Genomic DNA, 19,450 nt, shown 5'->3' on the forward strand with positions numbered 1-19,450 from the left:
CGCTACGACATCCCACCTGCTATCGGCCCGGTCCGTCGGCCTCGGTCTCGTCGAGCCAGCGACGGATGGACTCGTTGTGCTGACCCAGGGTCGGCGGCGCGATGTGCTCGCGTCGCGCACCGGCATAGTCGTTGTCGTCCAACCGCAGCACCGGACCCGGAAGGGCCAGGCGCCCCTTCGTCGCGTGGTCCACCTCGACCTTCAGCCCCTGGGAGATCACCTGGTCCCAGTCGTAGACCTCGTCGATGGTGCGGACCTTGCCCGAGGGGATACCGGCTTCGGTGAGCAACTCGAGCCAGTGCTCGGCCGGCTTCTCGGCGAAGATGGCCCCGAGTACCTCGATGAGCTCGTCCTTGTGCGCGACCCGGTCGCCGTTCGTCGCGAACCGCGCCTCGTCGGCGTCGAGGCCCAGTGCCGGGGCGAACCGCTGCCACAGCGTCTCCGAACCGCACGACAGCTGGATGGGCGACGTGGCGGTGTGGAACAACCCGTAGGGCGCGATCGACGGGTGGTGCGAGCCGGACAATCCGGGCACCTCCCCACCGACGGTCCACCGCGTGCCCTGGAAGGCGTGGATCCCGATGATGCTCGCGATGAGGGATGTACGCACGACGCGTCCGCGTCCGGTGCGCTCACGCTCGTAGAGCGCGGCGACCGTCCCGAAGGCTCCGTTCATCCCCGCCAACAGGTCCGCGATCGGCACGCCGACCTTCGTCGGCTCATCGATGCCGGTCAGGCTCATCAGTCCTGCCTCGCCCTGCGCGATCTGGTCGTATCCGGCGCGGCTGGCCTCGGGGCCGTCGTGGCCGAAGCCGGTGATCGACAGGATCACCAACCCGGGGTTGAGCTCGTGCAGGTGCTCGACGCTGAACCCGAGCCGGGCCAGGACACCGACCCGGAAGTTCTCCATCAACACGTCGGCGCGGCGCACCAGACGGGTCATCAGGTCGCGGTCGTCCTCGGACTTCAGATCGAGGGTGATGGACTCCTTGTTGCGGTTGGCCGACATGAAGTACGTCGACTCACGCTCATCCCCTTCGCCCAGGAAGGGCGGGCCCCACCCGCGGCTGTCGTCACCGGTCGGACTCTCGATCTTGATCACCCGGGCGCCGAGGTCACCCAGCATCATGCCCGCATGGGGCCCGGCGAGCGCCCGGGTCATGTCCAGGACCAGGGTCCCGTCCAATGGCCCGGCGCCCGCCGTGCCCGCGGTGGTGTCGCCGTCAGTCACGCTCGCTCAGCCCAGGTCCACGATCGCCGCGACCGGACCGCCGCCCTCGGGTCCCTGGTGGGCGGCAGAGACCGACACGAACACGGCCGGGTCACCGGTCACCGCCGAAGTCACACCGCCGACCGCGGCCTTGATCTGACGGTGCCAGTGGACGTCGGAGTCGTCCAGCATGGCATTGCGCCGTCCTCGCACGTAGCCGTTCTGGCTGGCCTCGCACTTGAGGAAGACATTGACCAGGCGCTCGTCCAGGTCCGACGGGCGCGGACGCTCAGGCAGCTCGAGACCGGCGTCCTTGATCGCGTCCCAGATGCCATCGGCGTCCAGGGCGTCGTCCATGACCGAGTGGCCGATGCGGTAGTTGCCGCCGACGCCCCGGGCATTGCCGACCACGACGATCTGCGCCCGGTCCAGCTCGACACCGGAGGAACAGGAGGCGACGGCCGAGTAGAGGTCGCGGTTCTCCAGCACGTCTGCGTCGGTGGGCATCTCGATCTCACCGAGCGCGACGGCGATACCGAGAGCGGTGACGCCGTTGGACAGATCCATCGACTTCAGGGTGTCGTCGGTCCAGACCGTCTTGCCGCGGCTCTTGGCGTCACGGATGGTGTCGATCGTCAGCAACGGAGTCTTCGTCTGGACGTAGTGCACATCCGCGGGGTCGGTGATGCCGGCCTGGCCCATGGCCTCCTTGACCGCAACGGCAACCTTCTCGATCATCGGCGTGCGGCCGATCTCCTCGGGCAGCAGCTGATCGCTCATGGCGAAGCCCACGCTGAGCCGCGGCTCGTCGGTCGTGGTCGTCTTCTCCTCGGGCAGCGTCGCGAAGATCGTGGCGTGGGGGCTGATGACACCATCGGTGCCACCGGACCACACGATCGGGATCTGGCGCACGTCCTCCATCGGACGGGTGCCCTTTTCCTGGATGACCTCACGGAACGCGCGGTCGGCAATGATCCGGGTGTAGTCGTTGACTCCACCGTTGCCCTCGGTCTTGCCGATGATGGCGATGACGCGATCGGCTTCCATGACACCGTCGTCGATGAGCTTGGCGAGCTCACTGGCGTCGGCCACGGAGTGGATCGGGACCTTGCGAACTTCGATTGCTGACGGCACTGGCAGTTCCTTCCGTAGTGGTGACTGTGGTTCGTGGTGGGCTATGCGGCGCGGACGACCCGCGTGCCTGCCCGCCCCTCGATGGCCGCAGTGATGCGCTCGAGGGAGGTGATGACGCCGGTCCCCGTGCCGGACTCGGCGAAGGCGGTCACCGCGTCGACCTTGGGGCCCATCGACCCGGACGCGAAGCCCTGGTCTGCCGCGATCTCGCGCATCTGCCCGGCCGTGACCTCACCGATCGGCCGGGCCGAGGGGGTCCCCCAGTCAGCGACGACGGCCTCGACGTCAGTGGCGATCACGAGGTAGTCGGCACCCACCTGCTGGGCGATCAGCGCGGCCGTCAGGTCCTTGTCGATGACGGCTTCGGCGCCCGAGTAGACCCCGTCGGAGTCCTTCAACGTCGGGATCCCGCCTCCTCCGGAGCAGACGACGACGAAGCCCGCCGTCATCAGCGCGTCGGCGGCCGGACTGTCCAGGCTCTCCACCGGGGCGGGGGAGGCCACGACGCGGCGCCATCCCCGATCGGGCACCTCGATGAAGTGCTGCCCCTGCTCGATCAAGGGCTGCGCCTCGTCCTGACCGAGGTAGCGACCGATCGGCTTGGTCGGATCGATGAAGTGTGCGTCACCCGGGTCAACGAGCGTGCGGGAGACGAGGGCGGCGCTGCGCTTGGCGATGTCGCGCGCCGCGAGGATCTCGTCCAGGGCATTGATGAGGAGCATCCCGATGGTCCCCTGGGTCTGGGCACCGCACCAGTCGAGGGGGACGGGCGGGACGTGCGCTGCGGTGAGCTCGTTCTTCACCAGCAGGTTGCCGACCTGCGGTCCGTTGCCGTGCGTCACGAGGACTTCGTGACCCGCCGCGACCAGATCGACGATCGGTCCGGCCGCCTGACGGATGGCCGACCGCTGGTCCTCGGGCCGAGCACTGCCGTCCGGGGAGGTCATGGCGTTACCGCCCAGAGCAATCACGAAGCGCATGTGATGAACCTTACGAGCCGACCCACGACCGTGCATTGTCAATACCCCACGTATTCAATGCGCTGTGGGGCAGCACGTGACAATCAGGCCAGTTCCCGTCGTAGGACTGTCCCGACGTCGCTCGGCGGGTGGTCGAGCAGGGCCCTCAACGGGCCGCCCCCAGTGGGCAATCCGTAGGCGTCGTAGTACGAGAACATCGCCAGCAGCCACTCCCGCTCGCGCGGGTCGAGGTCGGCTCCTGGTCCGGCCGACCACTGCCCGGTCGTGAGCCGACCCAACCGGACCGGCCTCGCCAGGACCTCCTCGGCGATCGCCGCGACGGTGCGCATGCTGACCTGGTCCGGTCCGCCGAGCTCGTACGTCGCCCCGACGTGCTCATCAGCAAGCAGCACCGTGGCTGCCGCTTGCGCCACGTCCTCGAGATCGACGAGTCCGAAGACGCGGTCCGGGTCGTAGGCGATGTCGATGGCCGGGCGCTCACCCTGCAGCCCGGGCAGCACGTTCTGGATGTAGGCGCAGGGCTGCAGGATGGTCCAGTCGGCGCCGCTGCGTCGCACGAGGTCCTCCACCACGGCCTTGTTGAGGTGGTGGGGCATGTCCGGGGCGTAGGGAGCAGCCACCGAGTGGTGGACGACGCGGGTGACCCCGGCGGCGCGGGCGGCGTCCAGCACAGCACGCGCCAGCCCCGGCTCATCAGCCGCCATGTTTGGCGCCATCAGGTAGAGCGCACGGCAGCCGGACAGGGCTGCGGGCAGGTCGGCCATCTCGGCGCGGCCCAGGGCGCGGGCACTGCTGCCCGCGCCCTGGAGCGCCGAGATCACCGCACGACCGGTCTTTCCCCGGCCGCCGAGTACGGCGACCTCGGCGTGCGTCGACATCAGAGCCAGTCGACCTCGGCGCTGAGGCTGCCGCCGCTGAGCCGCTCGTACCCCGGGCCGCGGTCGAAGAACGGCTCCTCGGGCCGAGCGTCGCGGATCCGCTGGCGCTCACGCTCGGTCGCGTCCGCGTCGTGGGCGAGGTCATCGGTCCGGACCGACCCGGTCAGGACGACGCCGTAGTCATCCAGTGCCGCATCGGTGGAGACCTTGGCCCACGTCACATCGCGCACCACGAGGTCGGGGTCACGCTCGAGCGGGTCACCCCAGCCACCACCACCGGTGGTGCGGATGCAGATCACCTCCCCGGCGGCCACGAACTCGTCGTCGGCGAGCGCGTCGACCCGTCGCTCCTGCGGCGTGTCCGGGTTGATGATCACCTGGAAGGGGGATCCGGCCTTGCCGCCCTTGACCCCCCAGCACGCGAGGATGGAACGGTCGGCGATGGACATGAAGTGCGCGTCCTTGAGCATCCGCAGACGCTTCTCGTAGCCCAGCCCGCCACGGAACTGGCCCGCGCCTCCGGAGTCCACGGCCAGACCGAGACTCTCGACGATGAACGGGAAGCGCGACTCCGTGAACTCCGTCGGCAGGTTGCGCGAGTCCGGGACGACGTGGATGGTGTCCTCACCGTCCGCGTAGTACCGACCACCGGACCCGCCGCCCAGCACCTCGCGCATGAGGTAGGAGCGGTCCTCGAGGTCCTTGCCGTAGACACCCGTGTACCGGATGGTCTCCTGGTCCGCCGGCATCCGACCGTCGACGGCCTTGGCGATCACCCCGGAGAGCACCCCGAGCAGGCGCAGGATGACGAAGGTCCTCGCGTTGGTCGGTGCCGGGAACTCCGGGGTGAGGAGCGTCCCCTTCGGCGGGAAGCGCATCTCGATGAGCGGCACGATGCCCTCGTTGACGTCGAGCTCGGCCATCCGCTCGGGCGTCTCCGCCAGGTTCCGCAGGATGGGCGCGAGCCACTTCTTCAGGAAAACGCCGTCGGAGTAGTCGCCGCAGTGGTTGATCGGGCCCTTCGCCTGGGGTGATGTCCCGGCGAAGTCGAAGATCAGGCGCTCCCCCTCCGGGTCGTCGGCCGCAGTCTTCGTCAGTGTGATCCGCTGCGTGTGCAGCTTCGGCTCGTCGACCCCGTCGTGCTCGGCGTAGTCCTCCCACACCCACGTCCCGACCGGGATCTGGCTGAGGATCTCTCGGCGGTAGGTCTTCGTCGTGTTGTCGATGATCGCGTCGAAGGCGGACTCGACCGACTCACGGCCGTAGCGGTCGAACAACTCGCCCAAGCGCTGTGCCCCCATCAGGCAGGCCGAGCACTCGGCATCCAGGTCGGCGGCCAGCGCCTCGGGCATACGCGAGTTGCGCGTCATGATCCGCAGCGCGGACTGGACCGGCGTACCCGCGTCCCACAGCTTGATCGGCGGGACCATCAGGCCTTCTTCGTAGACGCTCGTGGCACCACTGGGCATGGAACCCGGCACGGCACCGCCGATGTCGTCGTGGTGCCCGAAGGCCTGCACGAAGGCCACCACCTCGGGCTTGCCGCCCTGCGCAGAGGTGTGGAAGACCGGCACCGTGACGCACAGGTCCGGCAGGTGTCCGATGCCTCCCTCGGACTCGTAGACGTCGTTGTGGAAGAAGACGTCGCCCGGCACCATCTCCTCGAGCGGGAAGTCGCGTGCCACGGGGTGGACCAGGGCGCTGTACGAGCGACCGGTGAGCTTGCGCATCTTGCGGTCGTGGATACCGGCCCGGAAGTCATGGGCGTCGCGGATCATCGGTGAGCGCGATGTGCGTCCGATCGCGGTCTCCACCTCCATCTCCACGGCGGCCAGGCTGCCCTGGACGATCTCCACGAGAACCGGGTCGGCGCCCGCGCCGGAGTCGGGAGTCAGCGAGTCGAAGGGGAAGTCGGTCGGGGCAAGCCTCGAGGTGGTCATGAGTCGGCTCCTTCGCGGGTCACAATGATGTTCCGGTACTCGTCGACGCGAACGACGAAGCCGGGGTGGATGGGCACGGTGGAGCCGAACTCCTCGATGATCGCCGGCCCGGCGAGCGTGGTCCCGGGGGCGAGGTCCTCGCGCCAGTACACCGGCGTCTCGACGCGCCCGAGGGTGGCGTCGAAGCAGACCTGTCGGTGTGAAATCGGCTCGGACCGCGGGTTCTCCTGCAGTTCCTCCCGGAGCAGCTCCGGCCGCTGGATGGGGCCGATGCCCGACACCCGCAGGTTCACCCACTCGACCTGCTGGTCCGGGTTGCCGTCGAAGTCGTAGCCGTACAGGGCACGGTGCTCGGCGTGGAAGCGCTGGGCGACCGCGTCCACCAGCTCACGAGTGATCGGTCCGTCATCAACGGCCACCCGCACCTCGAAGGCCTGGCCGAAGTAGCGCAGGTCGGCAGTGCGCACGAGCTGGTGGGTCTCGGGGGCGAAGCCCTCTCGGGTCAGGGCGTCGACCGCCCGCTCGCCCAGCTCGTCGTAGATCGAGGCCAGCTGGTCGACCTGGATGGAGTCGTGCAAGGTGACCGAGGTCTGCACGTAGTCGTTCTTCACGTCGACGGTCAGCAGCCCGAAGGCGGAGAGGTTCCCGGGGTTCAGGGGGACCAGCACCGTGGAGATGTCGAGGATGTCCATCAGGCGGCACAGGAGCAGCGAACCCGAGCCACCGAAGGTGGTCAGCGCGAAGTCGCGCACGTCCAGGCCGCGCTTGACGGTGATCTGCCGAAGCGCGTTCGCCTGGTTCCATGCCGAGATCTCCAGGACCCCGGTGGCGCAGTCCTCGACCGACATGTCGAGGGTCTCGGCCAGCCGCGTCAGGGCCACGCGGGCGCTGTCGACATCCAGGCCGATCTCGCCGCCGAGCAGGTGCGCCGGGATGCGTCCCAGGACCACGTGTGCGTCGGTGATCGTCACCTCGGTGCCCCCGTTGCCGTAGCAGACCGGCCCCGGGTCGGCACCTGCCGAGGCAGGACCGACCTTGAGGGTGCCCTCGGGAGAGAGGGAGGCGATGGAGCCACCCCCGGCACCAACCGTGACGACGTCGATCATCGGGATCTTGCTCGGGAACACCCCGACGGAACCCTCGGTGGTCAGGGTGGGCTCACCGTCGATGACGACCGAGACGTCCGTGGAGGTACCACCGCCGTCGCAGGTGAGGACACGGTCGAAGCCCGCGATCTCCCCGATCATGGCTGCACCGAGCGCGCCGGCCGCCGGGCCGGACAGCACCGTCGTGATCGGCTGGTGGACGACCTCGTCGGCACTGAGCACGCCACCGTTGGACTTCATCACGTAGAAGGGCACCGCGCCCGCGCCCTCGGAGGTGAGCTCGTCCAGGCGGTTCTTGATGTTGTCGACGTAGCGCGAGAGCTTCGGCTTGACCGCAGCGTCCACGAGGGTGGTCATCGAACGCTCGTACTCGCGGTACTCGCGCAGCACCTCGGAGGAGACCGAGATGATCGCCTCCGGGTGCTCCTCGGCGAGGATCTCGCGCATCCGCTGCTCATGGGCTGGGTTGGCGTAGGAGTGCATGAGGCAGACGCCGAGCGTGTTCACCTCGTGCGTGCGGAACCAGCGAGCCACCTCGCGGGCCTGCTCCTCGTCGAAGGGGGCGATCTCCGCCCCGGTGTAGTCCATCCGTCCCGTGACGCCCTTGACCAGGTGTCGCGGGACGATCCGCTCGTCCTTGACCCAGAAGTAGGAGTTGCCATACCCGTCGGGCACGGACTGGCGGGCGATCTCCAGCACCGACTCGTAGCCGGTGTTGGTGATGAAGCCCATCCGCTCGATCTTGCCCTCGAGCAACTGGTTCGTGGCCACGGTCGTGCCGTGGCTGATGGCACTGAGTGAACTGACGTCGAGGGCGAGCGTCTCCAGCACCTTGGAGATCCCGGCCAAGAAGCCGTCGGCCGGATCCCCCGGCGTCGAAGGGGTCTTCGTCGTGATCGTCGTCCCGGTGGACTCATCGAAGGCGACGACGTCCGTGAACGTCCCGCCCGTGTCGATCCCGATCCTGATATGGCTGTCGCGTGGCACCTGTGGGCCTCCTGGTTGTGTCGTTGCCGTCACATTTCATCGCGTCAGCATGCGACAAGCCATGACAGGAAATGACGACGAATCGTAGTATTGCTGTCATTTATCGACAACTACAGCGTGGGGCGTCGGGCTCCGACATTGGTCAGACGCTCATAGGCGTGAGCGATCGACAACAGCCGTCGCTCACTGTTGGCAGATGTCACGATCTGCAGTCCGACCGGCCATCCCTGCGCGGTGAATCCAGCTGGGACCGACATGGCCGGGCACCCGGTCACCGTGATGAGGAAAGCCGAGCGCATCCAGTCCAGATACGTCTCCTGCACCTGACCATTGATGTCGGCCGGGTACTCCTGGTCGGCGGGGAAGGGCGGCACCTGGCTGACCGGCAGCACCAGGGCGTCGTACTCCTGGAAGAACAGCCGCATCCGCTCGGCCAGGGTCGAGCGCTGCCGGTACCCGCGGGCGATGTCTGCTCCGGTGAGCGCCTCGCCGGCGCGGATGTTGTCGGCCAAGGACTCCTTGAACTTCCCGGGATGCTCGGCCAGCAGCTGACCGTAGGACGCCTGGAAGTGCCAGGCCCGCAGCGTGCGGAAGGTGTCCTCGGCCTCGCGCAGGTCCGGCGCCGTCTCAGCGACCCGGGCGCCGGCCTGCTCGAGGGCCTCCCCCTGGGCCCGCACGATCGCCGCCACGTCCGCATCGACCTCGAAGGCGCCACCCAGGTCGATCGACATCGCGATCCGCAGGTCGCCGAGATCGATCGGGTCGATCACATCGAAGACCTCCCCCGGCGCCTGCTGGGAGATCGGTACCCGTTCGGTGGGCCCCGCCATGACGGACAGCAGCAGGGCCAGGTCGTCGACGCTGCGAGCCAGCGGCCCCTGCACCGAGATCGCCTCCCAGTGATTGGGGTTGGGCCACTGCGGCACCCGCTGGAACGAGGGCCTCATCCCGACGACATTGCAGAACGACGCCGGGTTGCGCAGCGAACCGCCCATGTCACTGCCATCGGCGAGCGGGACCATGCCGCTGGCCAGGGCCGCGGCCGAACCCCCGCTCGACCCTCCGGCGGATCGACTGAGGTCGTAGGGGTTGTAGGTCGTACCGAACAACGGGTTGAAGGTATGGGATCCGGACGCGAACTCCGGTGTGTTGGTCTTCCCGACGGTGATCGCACCGGCGGCCCTGACCCGCTCGACGAGCAGTTCATCGCGCTCGGGCACATGGTCGGCGCGGACCGGCGACCCGGACGTCGACAACCAACCGCCGACCTCGTGCGTGTCCTTGACCGCGAAGGGCAGTCCGTGCAACGGCCCCACGTCCTCGCCGCGGGCGAGCTGCTCGTCCGCCTGCGCCGCTGCCGCCCGGGCGCGCTCGGGATCCGCGCTGACGATGGCGTTGACGCGCGGATTGGTCTGCTCGATGCGATCGAGGTGGAGCTCGAGCAGTTCCCGGGCAGAGACCTCCTTGGCCCGTACCGCGTCACGCATCGCTCGCGCGCTGGAAAAGTGGTCGATGGGCTCACTCATGGACTCGTCCTCTCTCAGCGGCGGCGCGACGTCAGCGCACCCGCCACGACGCCTGCCAACATGACAGCGGCACCCACGACGACACCCTTGAGGAAGTCGTCGGTGGACCCGGCCGGCGCAGCCTTCGCCGGAGGCGCGTAGGTGGCCCCCACACCGGCGACCTGCTGCGGTGCAGCAGGGGTCTCGGCGCCCGCGGCCGTGGGCTCGACGACCGCAGCCGGGGCCTCAGTGCCCGTGAGCACCTTGTTGATGGAACCGAAGAACTCTCCGGCCAGGCGCTTGCTGACCGAGGTCAGCATCCGTTGACCGACTCCGCCGACCATGCCGCCGACGGCCGCATCGGCGTCATAGCTGAGAGCGGTGGTCCCGCCCTCGCCGGGCTCGAAGCGCACCAGGACCGTCACACCGATGGTGCCGGCCGATCCGGCGGCGTCGACGCGCATCGTCAACGCGGAGTGCGGCTCCAGATCAGTCAGCTGCACCTTCCCCTTGTAGGTGCCCTTGATCGAGGCCACTCCGGCCGTGACGGTCAACGCGTAGGCGTTCTCCCCGGTGGACTCCAGCAACTCACAGCCGGGGATCGTTCGGATGAGGACCTCGGGCGACAGCAGTGCGTCCCAGACCTTCTCCGGTGGGGCTTCGAGCTGTGCTGATCCGGAAAGCTTCACTTGGCGGGCCTTTCAACGTCTTTGTCGTGTTCGTGTTCGAGTCGCAGCGCGTACAGCTCCGACGGGGAGATGGGCATCGCGGTGATCGGGAAGCCCTCGGCGTCCTCGATCGCAGAGGCGAAGACCGCGGAGGTGGGGATGACCCCGGCCTCCCCGGCACCCTTCAGCCCCAGCGGGTTCAGCGGGGAAGGAGTCTCCTGGTGGTCGACCTCGATCTCGTCGGGCACCTCGGTGACGTAGGGCATCAGGAAGTCCATGAACGAGGCGTTCTGCAGCTGGCCGTACTCGTCGTAGGCCATCCGTTCGTACAGGGCGCCACCGACGCCCTGGGCCACGCCGCCGTGGATCTGTCCCTCGACGATCTTCGGGTTGATCAGCGTGCCGCAGTCGTGGACCACCGCGTACCGCAGGATCTTGATCTCGGCGGTCTCGGGATCGGTCTCCACGATCACGGCGTGGATCCCACTGGCGAAGGTGCAGCGCATCGGCGAGTAGTAGTCCTTGCCCTCCAACCCCGGCTCGTCGTCCTCATCGACCGGTGGCTTGTTCGGGTCACCCACCGCGAACTGGGTCGCGGCACTGGATGCCTCGTCGAAGGCGTAGCGCAGCGGGTTGGAGAGCACGGCCAACGTGCCCAGCTCGATCTGGCTCTGCGGCGCGCCCTTGACCCGAACGATGCCGTCGGCGATCTCCAGGTCGTCGACGTCGGCCTCGAGGGCCTCCGCAGCAATCCGCAACGCCTTCTCCCGTGCGTTGCGAGCGGCCAACGCGATGGCCGAGCCGCTCATGACGGCCGCTCGGGAGGCGAAGGTCCCCACGGAGTACGGGGATCGTCGGGTGTCACCGGTGACCACCTCGACGCTCTCGAAGGGCACCCCGAGCTCGTCCGCGACGATCTGCGCGAACGCGGTCTGGTGGCCCTGCCCCTGGCTGGTCAGACCGGTGGAGACCTTGACCTTGCCGGTGGTCTCGACGTGCACGTGTCCGCCCTCGTAGGGTCCGACACCGGTGCCCTCGACGTAGCAGGCGATCCCGATGCCGACCTTGCGGCCAGCGGCTCGTGCCTCCTCGCGATATGCCTCGAAGTCCTCCCAGTCGATGAGGGCCTTGGCCTTGTTCATCAGCTCCGGGTAGTCGCCGGAGTCGTAGATCAGCGGCCGGCCATCCTGGAAGAGCAGATCGCCCTGTGCGTACGGGAAGTCTTCGGGTTGGATGAAGTTGGCCTCGCGCACCGCGACACGGTCCTTGCCCAGGTGAGCGGCGATGGCATCCATCGTGCGCTCCATCGCGTACACGCCTTGTGGCCTGCCGGCGCCGCGGTAGGGGGTGACGATCACCGTGTTGGTGTACAGGCTCTCGAAGGTCACCGAGTAGTTCGGCGGCTTGTACGGCCCGAGCAGCTGGGTCGAGGTGATGATCGGGACGATGAGGCCATAAGGGGTGTAGGCACCGTTGTCGTGCCAGAAGTACACCGAGAGGCCCTGCATCCGCCCTTCGTCATCGAATCCGACCTCGATGTGCTGCTCCTGGCCGCGCTCGTGGGCAGCGGAGATGAAGTGCTCACGCCGGTCCTCGATGAACTTGACCGGATGGCGTAGTGCCTTGGCAGCCATCGGGACCAGCAGTTCCTCGGGCCACGGGTGCATGATCTTGACGCCGAATCCGCCGCCGACGTCGGGGGTGACCACATCGACCTGACCGAGGTCGAGGCCGAGCTTGGACGCGACGGCCGCGCGCACTCCGGTGGACGTCTGGGTCGAGGTCCACACGCTCATGCGGTTCAGGTCCTCATCCCACCGGGCGACCGTCCCACGCCCCTCCAGAGGCATCGACGCACTGCGCTCGATGGTGAAGTCCAGACTCAGACGATGGGGCGCCGCGTCGATCGCCGCGTCGGCGTCACCGAAGGACTGGTGCATCGTGGCGGCCTTGTTGGCCGGCACGTCCGCGTGGACCAGGTCGCGCGCAGCGCGAGCCGCTGGGATACCCACGACCGGAGTCAGGAGCTTGTACTCGACCTCGATGCGGTCGACCGCGTCCTCGGCGATGTACCGGTTGTCGGCGACGACGACGGCGATCGCCTCGCCGACGTAGTTGACCTCGTCCTTGGCCAGCGTGTACTGGGTGCGCCCGTGGGTGAGTGTCGGGTGTGGGATGAGCAACGGCAGCGGCTCGGCCAGGGCGCCGGTCAGATCCTCGTAGGTGTAGACCGCATGCACCCCGTGGAGGTCCAGTACCGCTTCGACGTCGATCGAGACGATCTGCGCGTGCGCATGCGGACTGCGCAGGACGGCCATCTCCAGGGCGCCGGGCACCAGGTCATCGGAGTAGCGGCCATTGCCGGTCACCAGGCGGTCGTCCTCGACCCGCGGGACGCGCTCGCCCATCATCTTCGTGGTCATGATGCGTCCTCCTCTCGCTGGAGTTCCGCCGCGCGCAGCACCGAGGCCACGATGTTCTGGTACCCGGTGCACCGGCACAGGTTGCCGGCGATCATCTCGCGCGCCTGCTCCTGATCGGGGTCGGGGTTGTCGCTGATCCCGGCGGCGATGGTCGTGAGGAAGCCGGGGGTGCAGAAGCCGCACTGCAGACCGTGGCAGTCCTTGAAGGCCTGCTGCACCGGCGCCAGGGTGCCGTCCTGACGGGTCAGCCCCTCGACCGTCGTGATCTCCACGTCCTGGGCGCCGATCGCGAACATCAGGCATGCTCGCGTCGGTTTGCCGTCGACGAGGATCGTGCAGGCTCCGCACACGCCGTGCTCGCAGCCCACATGGGTCCCGGTCAACCCGATGTCGTGACGCAGGGCGTCACTCAGCAGACGTCGCGGCGGGATGTCGATGTCGTAGCTGATGCCATTGACCCGTAGCCGGACGGGGTGGGTCTCTTCACTGATCGGATCGGTCATGCTCATGCACTCACCTTCTGCGCCCCACGGGCGCGTGCGTCCTCGTGCGCCGTCCGCAGCACGCGAGCCGTGAGCGAGCGCGCCAGTTGCGCGCGGTAGTCGGACGTGCCGTGGATGTCGGTCTCCGGGTCGAGCTGCCCCAGGGCCAGCTCACCGGCAGCAGTCAGCGACCGCTCGTCGACCTGCCCCTCGTCGAAGCACTCGGTGACGTCGACGATGACCGGCGTCTCCGACACCGAGACGTACCCGGTGCGGGCATGCGTGACCCGTCCCTGCTCGTCGAGGGTCACCACCGCCCCGACACCGCACAGCGCATAGTCACCGTGTCGGCGCGCGATCTCGTCGTAGGCGATGCCACTGCCTGCGGCGAGCGCCGGCATGAACGCCTCGACGGCGATCTCCTCCGCCTCGAGGCTCGTCTCCAACGGTCCGATGAAGAGGTCGGTCGCGGCGATCTCGCGCCGTCCCTGCGTCGAGGCCACCGTCAGGCTCCCACCCGTCAGGCACAGGATCATCGGCATCTCGCCCGAGGCATCCGCGTGGACGATCGAGCCCACCGTGGTGCCGCGGTTGCGGATCGTGGGGTGGGCCACGTGGGCCAGGGCCGCCGCGATCAGCGGCTGGACCTCCCGCGCGCCACCGTGCTCCAGCAGGTCGCTGTGCCGCACGATCGCGCCGAACCTCACCCCCGTCTCGTCAACGGTGATGTGGGCCAGGTCCGACAGCCCGTTGATGTCGATGAGCAGGGGCACGGAGCTCAGCCGCATCGACATCAACGGGATGAGGCTCTGTCCGCCCGCGAGGACCTTGGCCCCGGGCTCGGCCGCGAGAGCGGCCAGAGCCCGGTCCAGGGTCTCCGGGCGTTCGTATCGGAAGGGGGCTGGCTTCATGTGTAGGTCGGGTCCGATTCGTCGATGGTGCGGGTGTCGTCGCGGTCTGCCGAGTCCACGGAGTCATCCTTGCGATTGACCAAGTGGTAGAGGACGACGACGAGGATGGTGCCGAAGGCGATGCCGCCGAGCTGGAAGTCCTCGGTGATCTTCAGCGTCACGTCACCGATACCGACGATGAGGCCGGCCGCCAGCGGGACGATGTTGCCGGGGTTGCCGAAGTCGACCCGGTTGTCCACCCAGATCTTGGCGCCGATGAGACCGATCATTCCGTAGAGCACGACCGTGATGCCGCCCAGGACTCCGCCGGGGATGGCGTTGATGATGACACCGAACTTGGGCACGAGTCCGAGGATGATGGCCACGATCGCGGCGACGTAGTAGGCAGCCGTCGAGTAGATCCTCGTGGCCGACATGACACCGATGTTCTCGGCGTACGTCGTCGTCGGCGAGGCACCGACCGAGCTCGCGATAACGGTGGCCAGACCGTCGGCACCCAGCGCCCGCCCCATGTAGGGGTCGAGGTCGTCGCCGGTCATCTCACCGATGGCCCGCACGTGGCCGGTGTTCTCGGCGATCAGGGCGATCACACCCGGCAGCGCCAGCAGGACGAAGACGAACGAGAAGCTGGGCCCGTGGATGGCCGAGACGCCGTCGGCCAGCTGCCCGCTGGGCAGCCCGAACCAGGCTGCGTCGCCCAGACCCGCCAGGTTGACCCTGTCGTGGGCAACGGCCTCACCGCCGCTGGTGGGGGTGACCGAGGTGATCTGGCCGAAGACCAGGTCGGTGATCCAGGACAGGGCGAAGCCGAATACCAGACCGAGGAAGACCGCGATACGGGCCCAGAAGCCGGGGAACAGCACCGCACCGACCACCAGGAACAGCGTGGTCAGAATGGCGATCCACTGATCCTGCGGCCAGTAGACGTTGGCGACCACCGGAGCGAGGTTGAATCCGATGAGCATCACGACGCCACCGGTGACCGCAGGCGGCAACACCTTCTTCAGCATTCTCGGGCCGGCGAAGTGGACACCCACGCCGACGAGCAGCATCACGACACCAGCGGCCATGATCGCGCCGGTGACGTCTGCCGAGTCACCGCCCTGCGACCGGATCGCCGCGACGACGGCCACGAACGCAGCGCTGGTGCCGAGGTAGCTGGGGACCCAGTTCTTGACGATGACGAGGAAGAGGATCGTCATCAAGCCCGAGAAGAGGATGGCGAGGTTGGGGTCGAGCCCCATGACCACCGGGAAGACGAAGGTCGCGCCGAACATCGCGACCACGTGCTGGGCACCGATACCGATGGTGCGTCCCCAGCTCATGCGCTCGTGGGGTCCCACCGATTCTCCGGGTGGAGGCGTCTTGCCTCCGTGGACCACCGTCCACTTGAACATGTTCGCCATTGAAAGCTCCTAGGTCGTGAGCGGAAGTTACCCCCGCAGTAGCCAGAGCCTAGTGTGAGGCGTCACGTGACTCATTGGCGATTGGTGACAAGGGAGTCGGCGATACTATGTAAAGTTCACATCCACAAGCATGCTGGGCACATGGATCCACCCAGCAGCGCGTTGTCGCGCTGCTGGGTGGATCCCTGAACGGCCGATCGTGGCGGGAATCAGCCTGAGAGGCGGCTCTCTCGGTTGTAGTTAAGTCCCAGGTACTTGGGCTGGCGAGCCCACCGAAAGGCAAACATCATGACGACGAGTGTTGCCACGTACGGCAACATCAGCACGAATTGATGCGGTATACCAATACCGGCGACCTGCGCTCGCAACGCCAGCACTTCCATCCCTGCGAAGAACGCCGCACCCGCGACGACGTACTGCGGGCGCCAACCACCAAGGAAAGCCAACGCAATGACCAGCCATCCACGTCCGCCGACCATGCCCTCGGTGAAGGTCCCGGTGTAGACCATGGGCAGGTATGCACCTGCCATCGCCATTAGCGCACCACCAGCAACACCAGCCCACATTCGCGTGGAAATCACGTTGATCCCGAGACTGTCGGCCGACTTGGGACTTTCTCCGACGGAACGGAACCGCAACCCAGCATTCGTCCGGTACATGAACCAGTAGAGACCAAAGGAGAGGATGAACGCGAAGTACACGACAAGGTCATGATCAAAGAGGACGGGACCGAAGAAGGGAATGCTCGACAGGCCCGGGATAGCGTATTGCCCGAGAGTTGGGATGAGCGGTGGTTCCAAAGTCACACCTACCACGGCACGGTAGAGCAAGGTGCCCAACCCCAGCGAGGCAAAGTACAGGGCAAGCCCAACGACGAACTGGTCGAGCCGCAGCATAGTTGTCATGTAGGCCAAGATCAGACCGAACACCCCGCCAATGGCGGCCGCCGCGACGAGTCCTGCAGTGTTGCTCTCGACCTTGAAGCTCACGAGGAAGCCGACCGAAGCACCGAGAACCATAAGGCCCTCCTGCGACACGTTGAACACGCCAGTTCGACCGCTGATAACAGTTCCTTGTGCGGCCAAGAGGAACGGCACCATGGCAGGGATCATCAGAGCGAGGAAATCAATAGCAGCACTCATCGCGAGCTCCTCAAGCGTGCACGAAGGACGTCGGAAAGCAAGACAAAGATCAGAATCAATGCCTCGATGATCAACACGACTTCAGCTGGGACCTGGGCCGTGCGCTGCATCGAGCTCGCGCCCACTTCGAGGACGGAGATGCCGAATGCCACGAAGAGGACGGCGAAGTTGTTCCCGCGTGCGAGCAGACCGACGATGATGCCGAGGATCAGGAAATTGGAGGACATTCCTTCAAGCATCTTGCCGTGGACCCCCGCCACCTCAATTGCGCCTGCCAGACCAGCAATGCCGCCACCGATCACAAGACCAGCGCCGGCCATACGTGACGTCCGAATACCATGCACTCGTGAGGCACGCAGATTCGCTCCCACGGCACGCATCTCGAACCCCATGGAGGTGCTGCGGACGGCTACAGCGACAACAACGCAGAGGACCAGCGTGATCAATACACCGAGGTGCACGCTCGGCGCAGCACCAAAATGCGGCAGAAGCGCACCATCACCCACCCTGATCGTAGCTGGGTGGCCCGCTCCCCGGTCCGGCCACACGTGCGAGGCCACGTAGTCGACGATCTGGAAGGACACAAAATTCAAAAGAACGGTGCTGAGGATCTCATTGACACCGAATCGCACCAGAAGGAAAGCGGCAACCCCCGCCCACAGGACCCCGGCGAGCACACCTGCGACCAGCACTGCGGGCAGGAGTGCAACCATCGGAAGGTCAGACCACACGATGCCAACGGCCACGCCCGCGGTAGCGCCCACAAGTAACTGGCCCTCCGCGCCGATGTTGAACTTCCCTGTAGCCAGCGGGATGGTAAACGCCAAAGCGCACAGCACGGTGGGGACCCATTTGTGCAACGTTTCGACGATGCCAAACTTGGTCGAGAAGGAGGTAGTCAGGACCGACTCCAAGGCCCTGACCGGGTCATGGCCCAGGGCCAAGATGACGAGCGCGCCGACAGCGAATGCGGCCACGACAGACAACACGTAGGGAAGCACCGTCCAGACCAGCAGGTCCACGATCTTGCCCCGTGGCTGCGATTCCTCCGGTGGAGTTGGAGGAGGGACTCCTTGGTGAAGTTCTTCCGCCTGCGTCGTCATGTCTGCGCCAATCCGGTCATAGATCGTCCAATGTCGTATGGGTCTGCCGCTGCACTGCTCCAAGCCCCGGTCTGCCGACCTGCGTAGAGCGCGACAATCCGATCGGACAGCGCGATCACCTCGTCCAGGTCCTCGGACAACAGCAGCACGACGCAGCCCTTGGAAGCCGCAGCACGCACCTGCTCGTACACAAACTGGGTAGAGCCCATGTCCAGCCCCCGGGTGGGATTGTGCAGCACGAGGAGTTTGGGCTGGTGAGCGAAGGCTCGCGCGAGAATGACCCGCTGGATGTTGCCTCCGGACAGGTCCCCAGCCATCGCCTGGGGGCCACTGGCCCGCACGGAGAACCGCTCGATCACGTCCGCCGCTCTCTGACGCGCCTGCCCCCAGTCGATGAGGCCGAATTTCTTGACATCCGCATCCCGATGAGAGCCGAGGAGGAGGTTCTCCGTGATGGAGGAAGTTGGGAGGATACCGTCACGGTGACGGTCCTCGGGCACATAAGCCACGAAGGCCGAGAGCCACTTTGCTGTTGCCTGGCCCGCGAGTTCGGTACCGCCCAATGTGACGGTCCCTTCTTCGATCGGGCGCACCCCCGACAATGCCTCAGCCAGTTCAACCTGACCATTGCCGGCAACCCCGGCCACACCTAGGATCTGACCCTCGGGAACAGTGAGATCGAAGCCATCAAGCAAGCGGACACCATGATCATTGTTGATGACGAGGCCACTAGCCGCGAGCCCCGACCCGGGCGAACTCACTTCAACTGGCAGCTTCTCGGGAGCGACAACTGCATCCTGCAGACCGATGACAGCTTCGACGTCCGACTCACGGGTGTCCACTGATTCACCGACCATCAGCGAGGCGAGCTGCTCCGCATCAGTCTCAGACTTGTCGACAGTGACGACATTCCTACCATTGCGCATCACCGTCATCCGATCGCACACACCCATGGTCTCGCGGATCTTGTGCGTGATGAGAATGACGCTCATACCCTCATCGACCATCGTGCGAATCGAGTCGAAAAGGTCATCGACCTCTTGGGGCGTCAGGTTGGTCGTCGGCTCGTCGAGAATGAGGATTTTCGACCCTCGATAGAGGGCCTTGAGGATCTCCACTCGCTGACGAACACCCACGGGGAGGTCCTCGACGACGACGTCAGGGTCCACCGACAACCCGAAGTGCTCGCTGAGTTCAACGACCCGCGACCGAGCGTCCGACAGGTCCATCGAGAAGGCACTGCCGGTCTCGCTCGTTCCCAGGACAATGTTCTCCAGCACGGTGTAGGTGTCGATCTGGAGAAAGGTCTGGTGAACCATGCCGACCCCGGCCTCGAGCGCAGCGCGCGGAGAGTCGATGACCACCGTTGCGCCATCGATCTTGATCGTCCCGCCTTCGGCTCGGTACAAGCCGTAAAGGACGTTCATGAGTGTCGTTTTGCCTGCACCGTTGCCGCCGAGCAGTCCGTGGACCTCGTTGGCCTCAACCTTCAGGTCAACAGAGGACAGCGCACGAACCGGACCGAAACTCTTTTCAACGGCCTCCATGTTCAGCCGAGGGTGCGCGACAGTCATC

At 66.6% G+C, this 19,450-nt stretch carries 15 protein-coding genes; all 15 read right to left on the bottom strand.

The window, feature by feature from the left end; all coding sequences use genetic code 11:
• Positions 1-19: 19 nt before the first annotated feature.
• Positions 20-1,231, bottom strand: coding sequence for a CaiB/BaiF CoA transferase family protein (locus BJY20_RS06530; RefSeq protein WP_343062797.1), 1,212 nt, complete (start codon positions 1,229-1,231; stop codon positions 20-22).
• A gap of 6 nt (positions 1,232-1,237) precedes the next feature.
• Positions 1,238-2,344 carry a barbiturase gene (bar, locus tag BJY20_RS06535; protein WP_185990782.1) on the bottom strand — a complete coding sequence of 369 codons (1,107 nt, stop codon included), beginning with the start codon at positions 2,342-2,344 and terminating at the stop codon, positions 1,238-1,240.
• Positions 2,345-2,385: 41 nt separating this feature from the next.
• Entirely contained in the window at positions 2,386-3,324 is a 939-nt protein-coding gene (locus BJY20_RS06540; RefSeq protein ID WP_185990783.1) for a carbamate kinase, read from the bottom strand.
• A gap of 83 nt (positions 3,325-3,407) precedes the next feature.
• Positions 3,408-4,202: an SDR family oxidoreductase gene (locus tag BJY20_RS06545; RefSeq protein WP_185990784.1), complete on the bottom strand. Its 795-nt coding sequence runs from the start codon at positions 4,200-4,202 to the stop codon at positions 3,408-3,410.
• Complete coding sequence (locus tag BJY20_RS06550; RefSeq protein WP_185990785.1) at positions 4,202-6,142, bottom strand: hydantoinase B/oxoprolinase family protein; 1,941 nt, start codon at positions 6,140-6,142, stop codon at positions 4,202-4,204. The genes BJY20_RS06545 and BJY20_RS06550 overlap by 1 nt, the downstream gene beginning before the upstream one ends.
• On the bottom strand, positions 6,139-8,235 hold the full coding sequence (locus tag BJY20_RS06555; RefSeq protein ID WP_185990786.1) for a hydantoinase/oxoprolinase family protein: 2,097 nt from the start codon (positions 8,233-8,235) through the stop codon (positions 6,139-6,141). Before BJY20_RS06555 ends, BJY20_RS06550 begins: the two co-directional genes overlap by 4 nt.
• 110 nt (positions 8,236-8,345) lie before the next feature.
• On the bottom strand, positions 8,346-9,761 hold the full coding sequence (locus BJY20_RS06560) for an amidase (RefSeq protein WP_185990787.1): 1,416 nt from the start codon (positions 9,759-9,761) through the stop codon (positions 8,346-8,348).
• 14 nt (positions 9,762-9,775) lie between these two features.
• Positions 9,776-10,429, bottom strand: coding sequence for an SRPBCC domain-containing protein (locus BJY20_RS06565; protein ID WP_185990788.1), 654 nt, complete (start codon positions 10,427-10,429; stop codon positions 9,776-9,778).
• Positions 10,426-12,831, bottom strand: a complete 2,406-nt coding sequence (gene cutA, locus BJY20_RS06570; protein ID WP_185990789.1) for an aerobic carbon-monoxide dehydrogenase large subunit — start codon at positions 12,829-12,831, stop codon at positions 10,426-10,428. Before cutA ends, BJY20_RS06565 begins: the two co-directional genes overlap by 4 nt.
• Positions 12,828-13,340, bottom strand: a complete 513-nt coding sequence (locus BJY20_RS06575) for a (2Fe-2S)-binding protein (RefSeq protein ID WP_185990790.1) — start codon at positions 13,338-13,340, stop codon at positions 12,828-12,830. The genes cutA and BJY20_RS06575 overlap by 4 nt, the downstream gene beginning before the upstream one ends.
• A complete protein-coding gene (locus BJY20_RS06580) occupies positions 13,337-14,224 on the bottom strand; it encodes an FAD binding domain-containing protein (RefSeq protein WP_185990791.1) in 888 nt (295 codons plus the stop codon). The genes BJY20_RS06575 and BJY20_RS06580 overlap by 4 nt, the downstream gene beginning before the upstream one ends.
• A complete protein-coding gene (locus BJY20_RS06585) occupies positions 14,221-15,549 on the bottom strand; it encodes a uracil-xanthine permease family protein (protein ID WP_246297122.1) in 1,329 nt (442 codons plus the stop codon). The genes BJY20_RS06580 and BJY20_RS06585 overlap by 4 nt, the downstream gene beginning before the upstream one ends.
• 290 nt (positions 15,550-15,839) lie before the next feature.
• The gene (locus BJY20_RS06590) at positions 15,840-16,772 is read right to left on the bottom strand and encodes an ABC transporter permease (protein WP_185990793.1); all 933 of its coding nucleotides are present in this window, start codon (positions 16,770-16,772) and stop codon (positions 15,840-15,842) included.
• Complete coding sequence (locus tag BJY20_RS06595; protein ID WP_221935256.1) at positions 16,769-17,794, bottom strand: ABC transporter permease subunit; 1,026 nt, start codon at positions 17,792-17,794, stop codon at positions 16,769-16,771. Before BJY20_RS06595 ends, BJY20_RS06590 begins: the two co-directional genes overlap by 4 nt.
• Before the next feature lie 77 nt (positions 17,795-17,871).
• Complete coding sequence (locus BJY20_RS06600) at positions 17,872-19,449, bottom strand: ABC transporter ATP-binding protein (RefSeq protein ID WP_185990795.1); 1,578 nt, start codon at positions 19,447-19,449, stop codon at positions 17,872-17,874.
• Position 19,450: the final 1 nt, after the last annotated feature.

Source organism: Janibacter cremeus (assembly GCF_013409205.1).
GTDB lineage: Bacteria > Actinomycetota > Actinomycetes > Actinomycetales > Dermatophilaceae > Janibacter > Janibacter cremeus.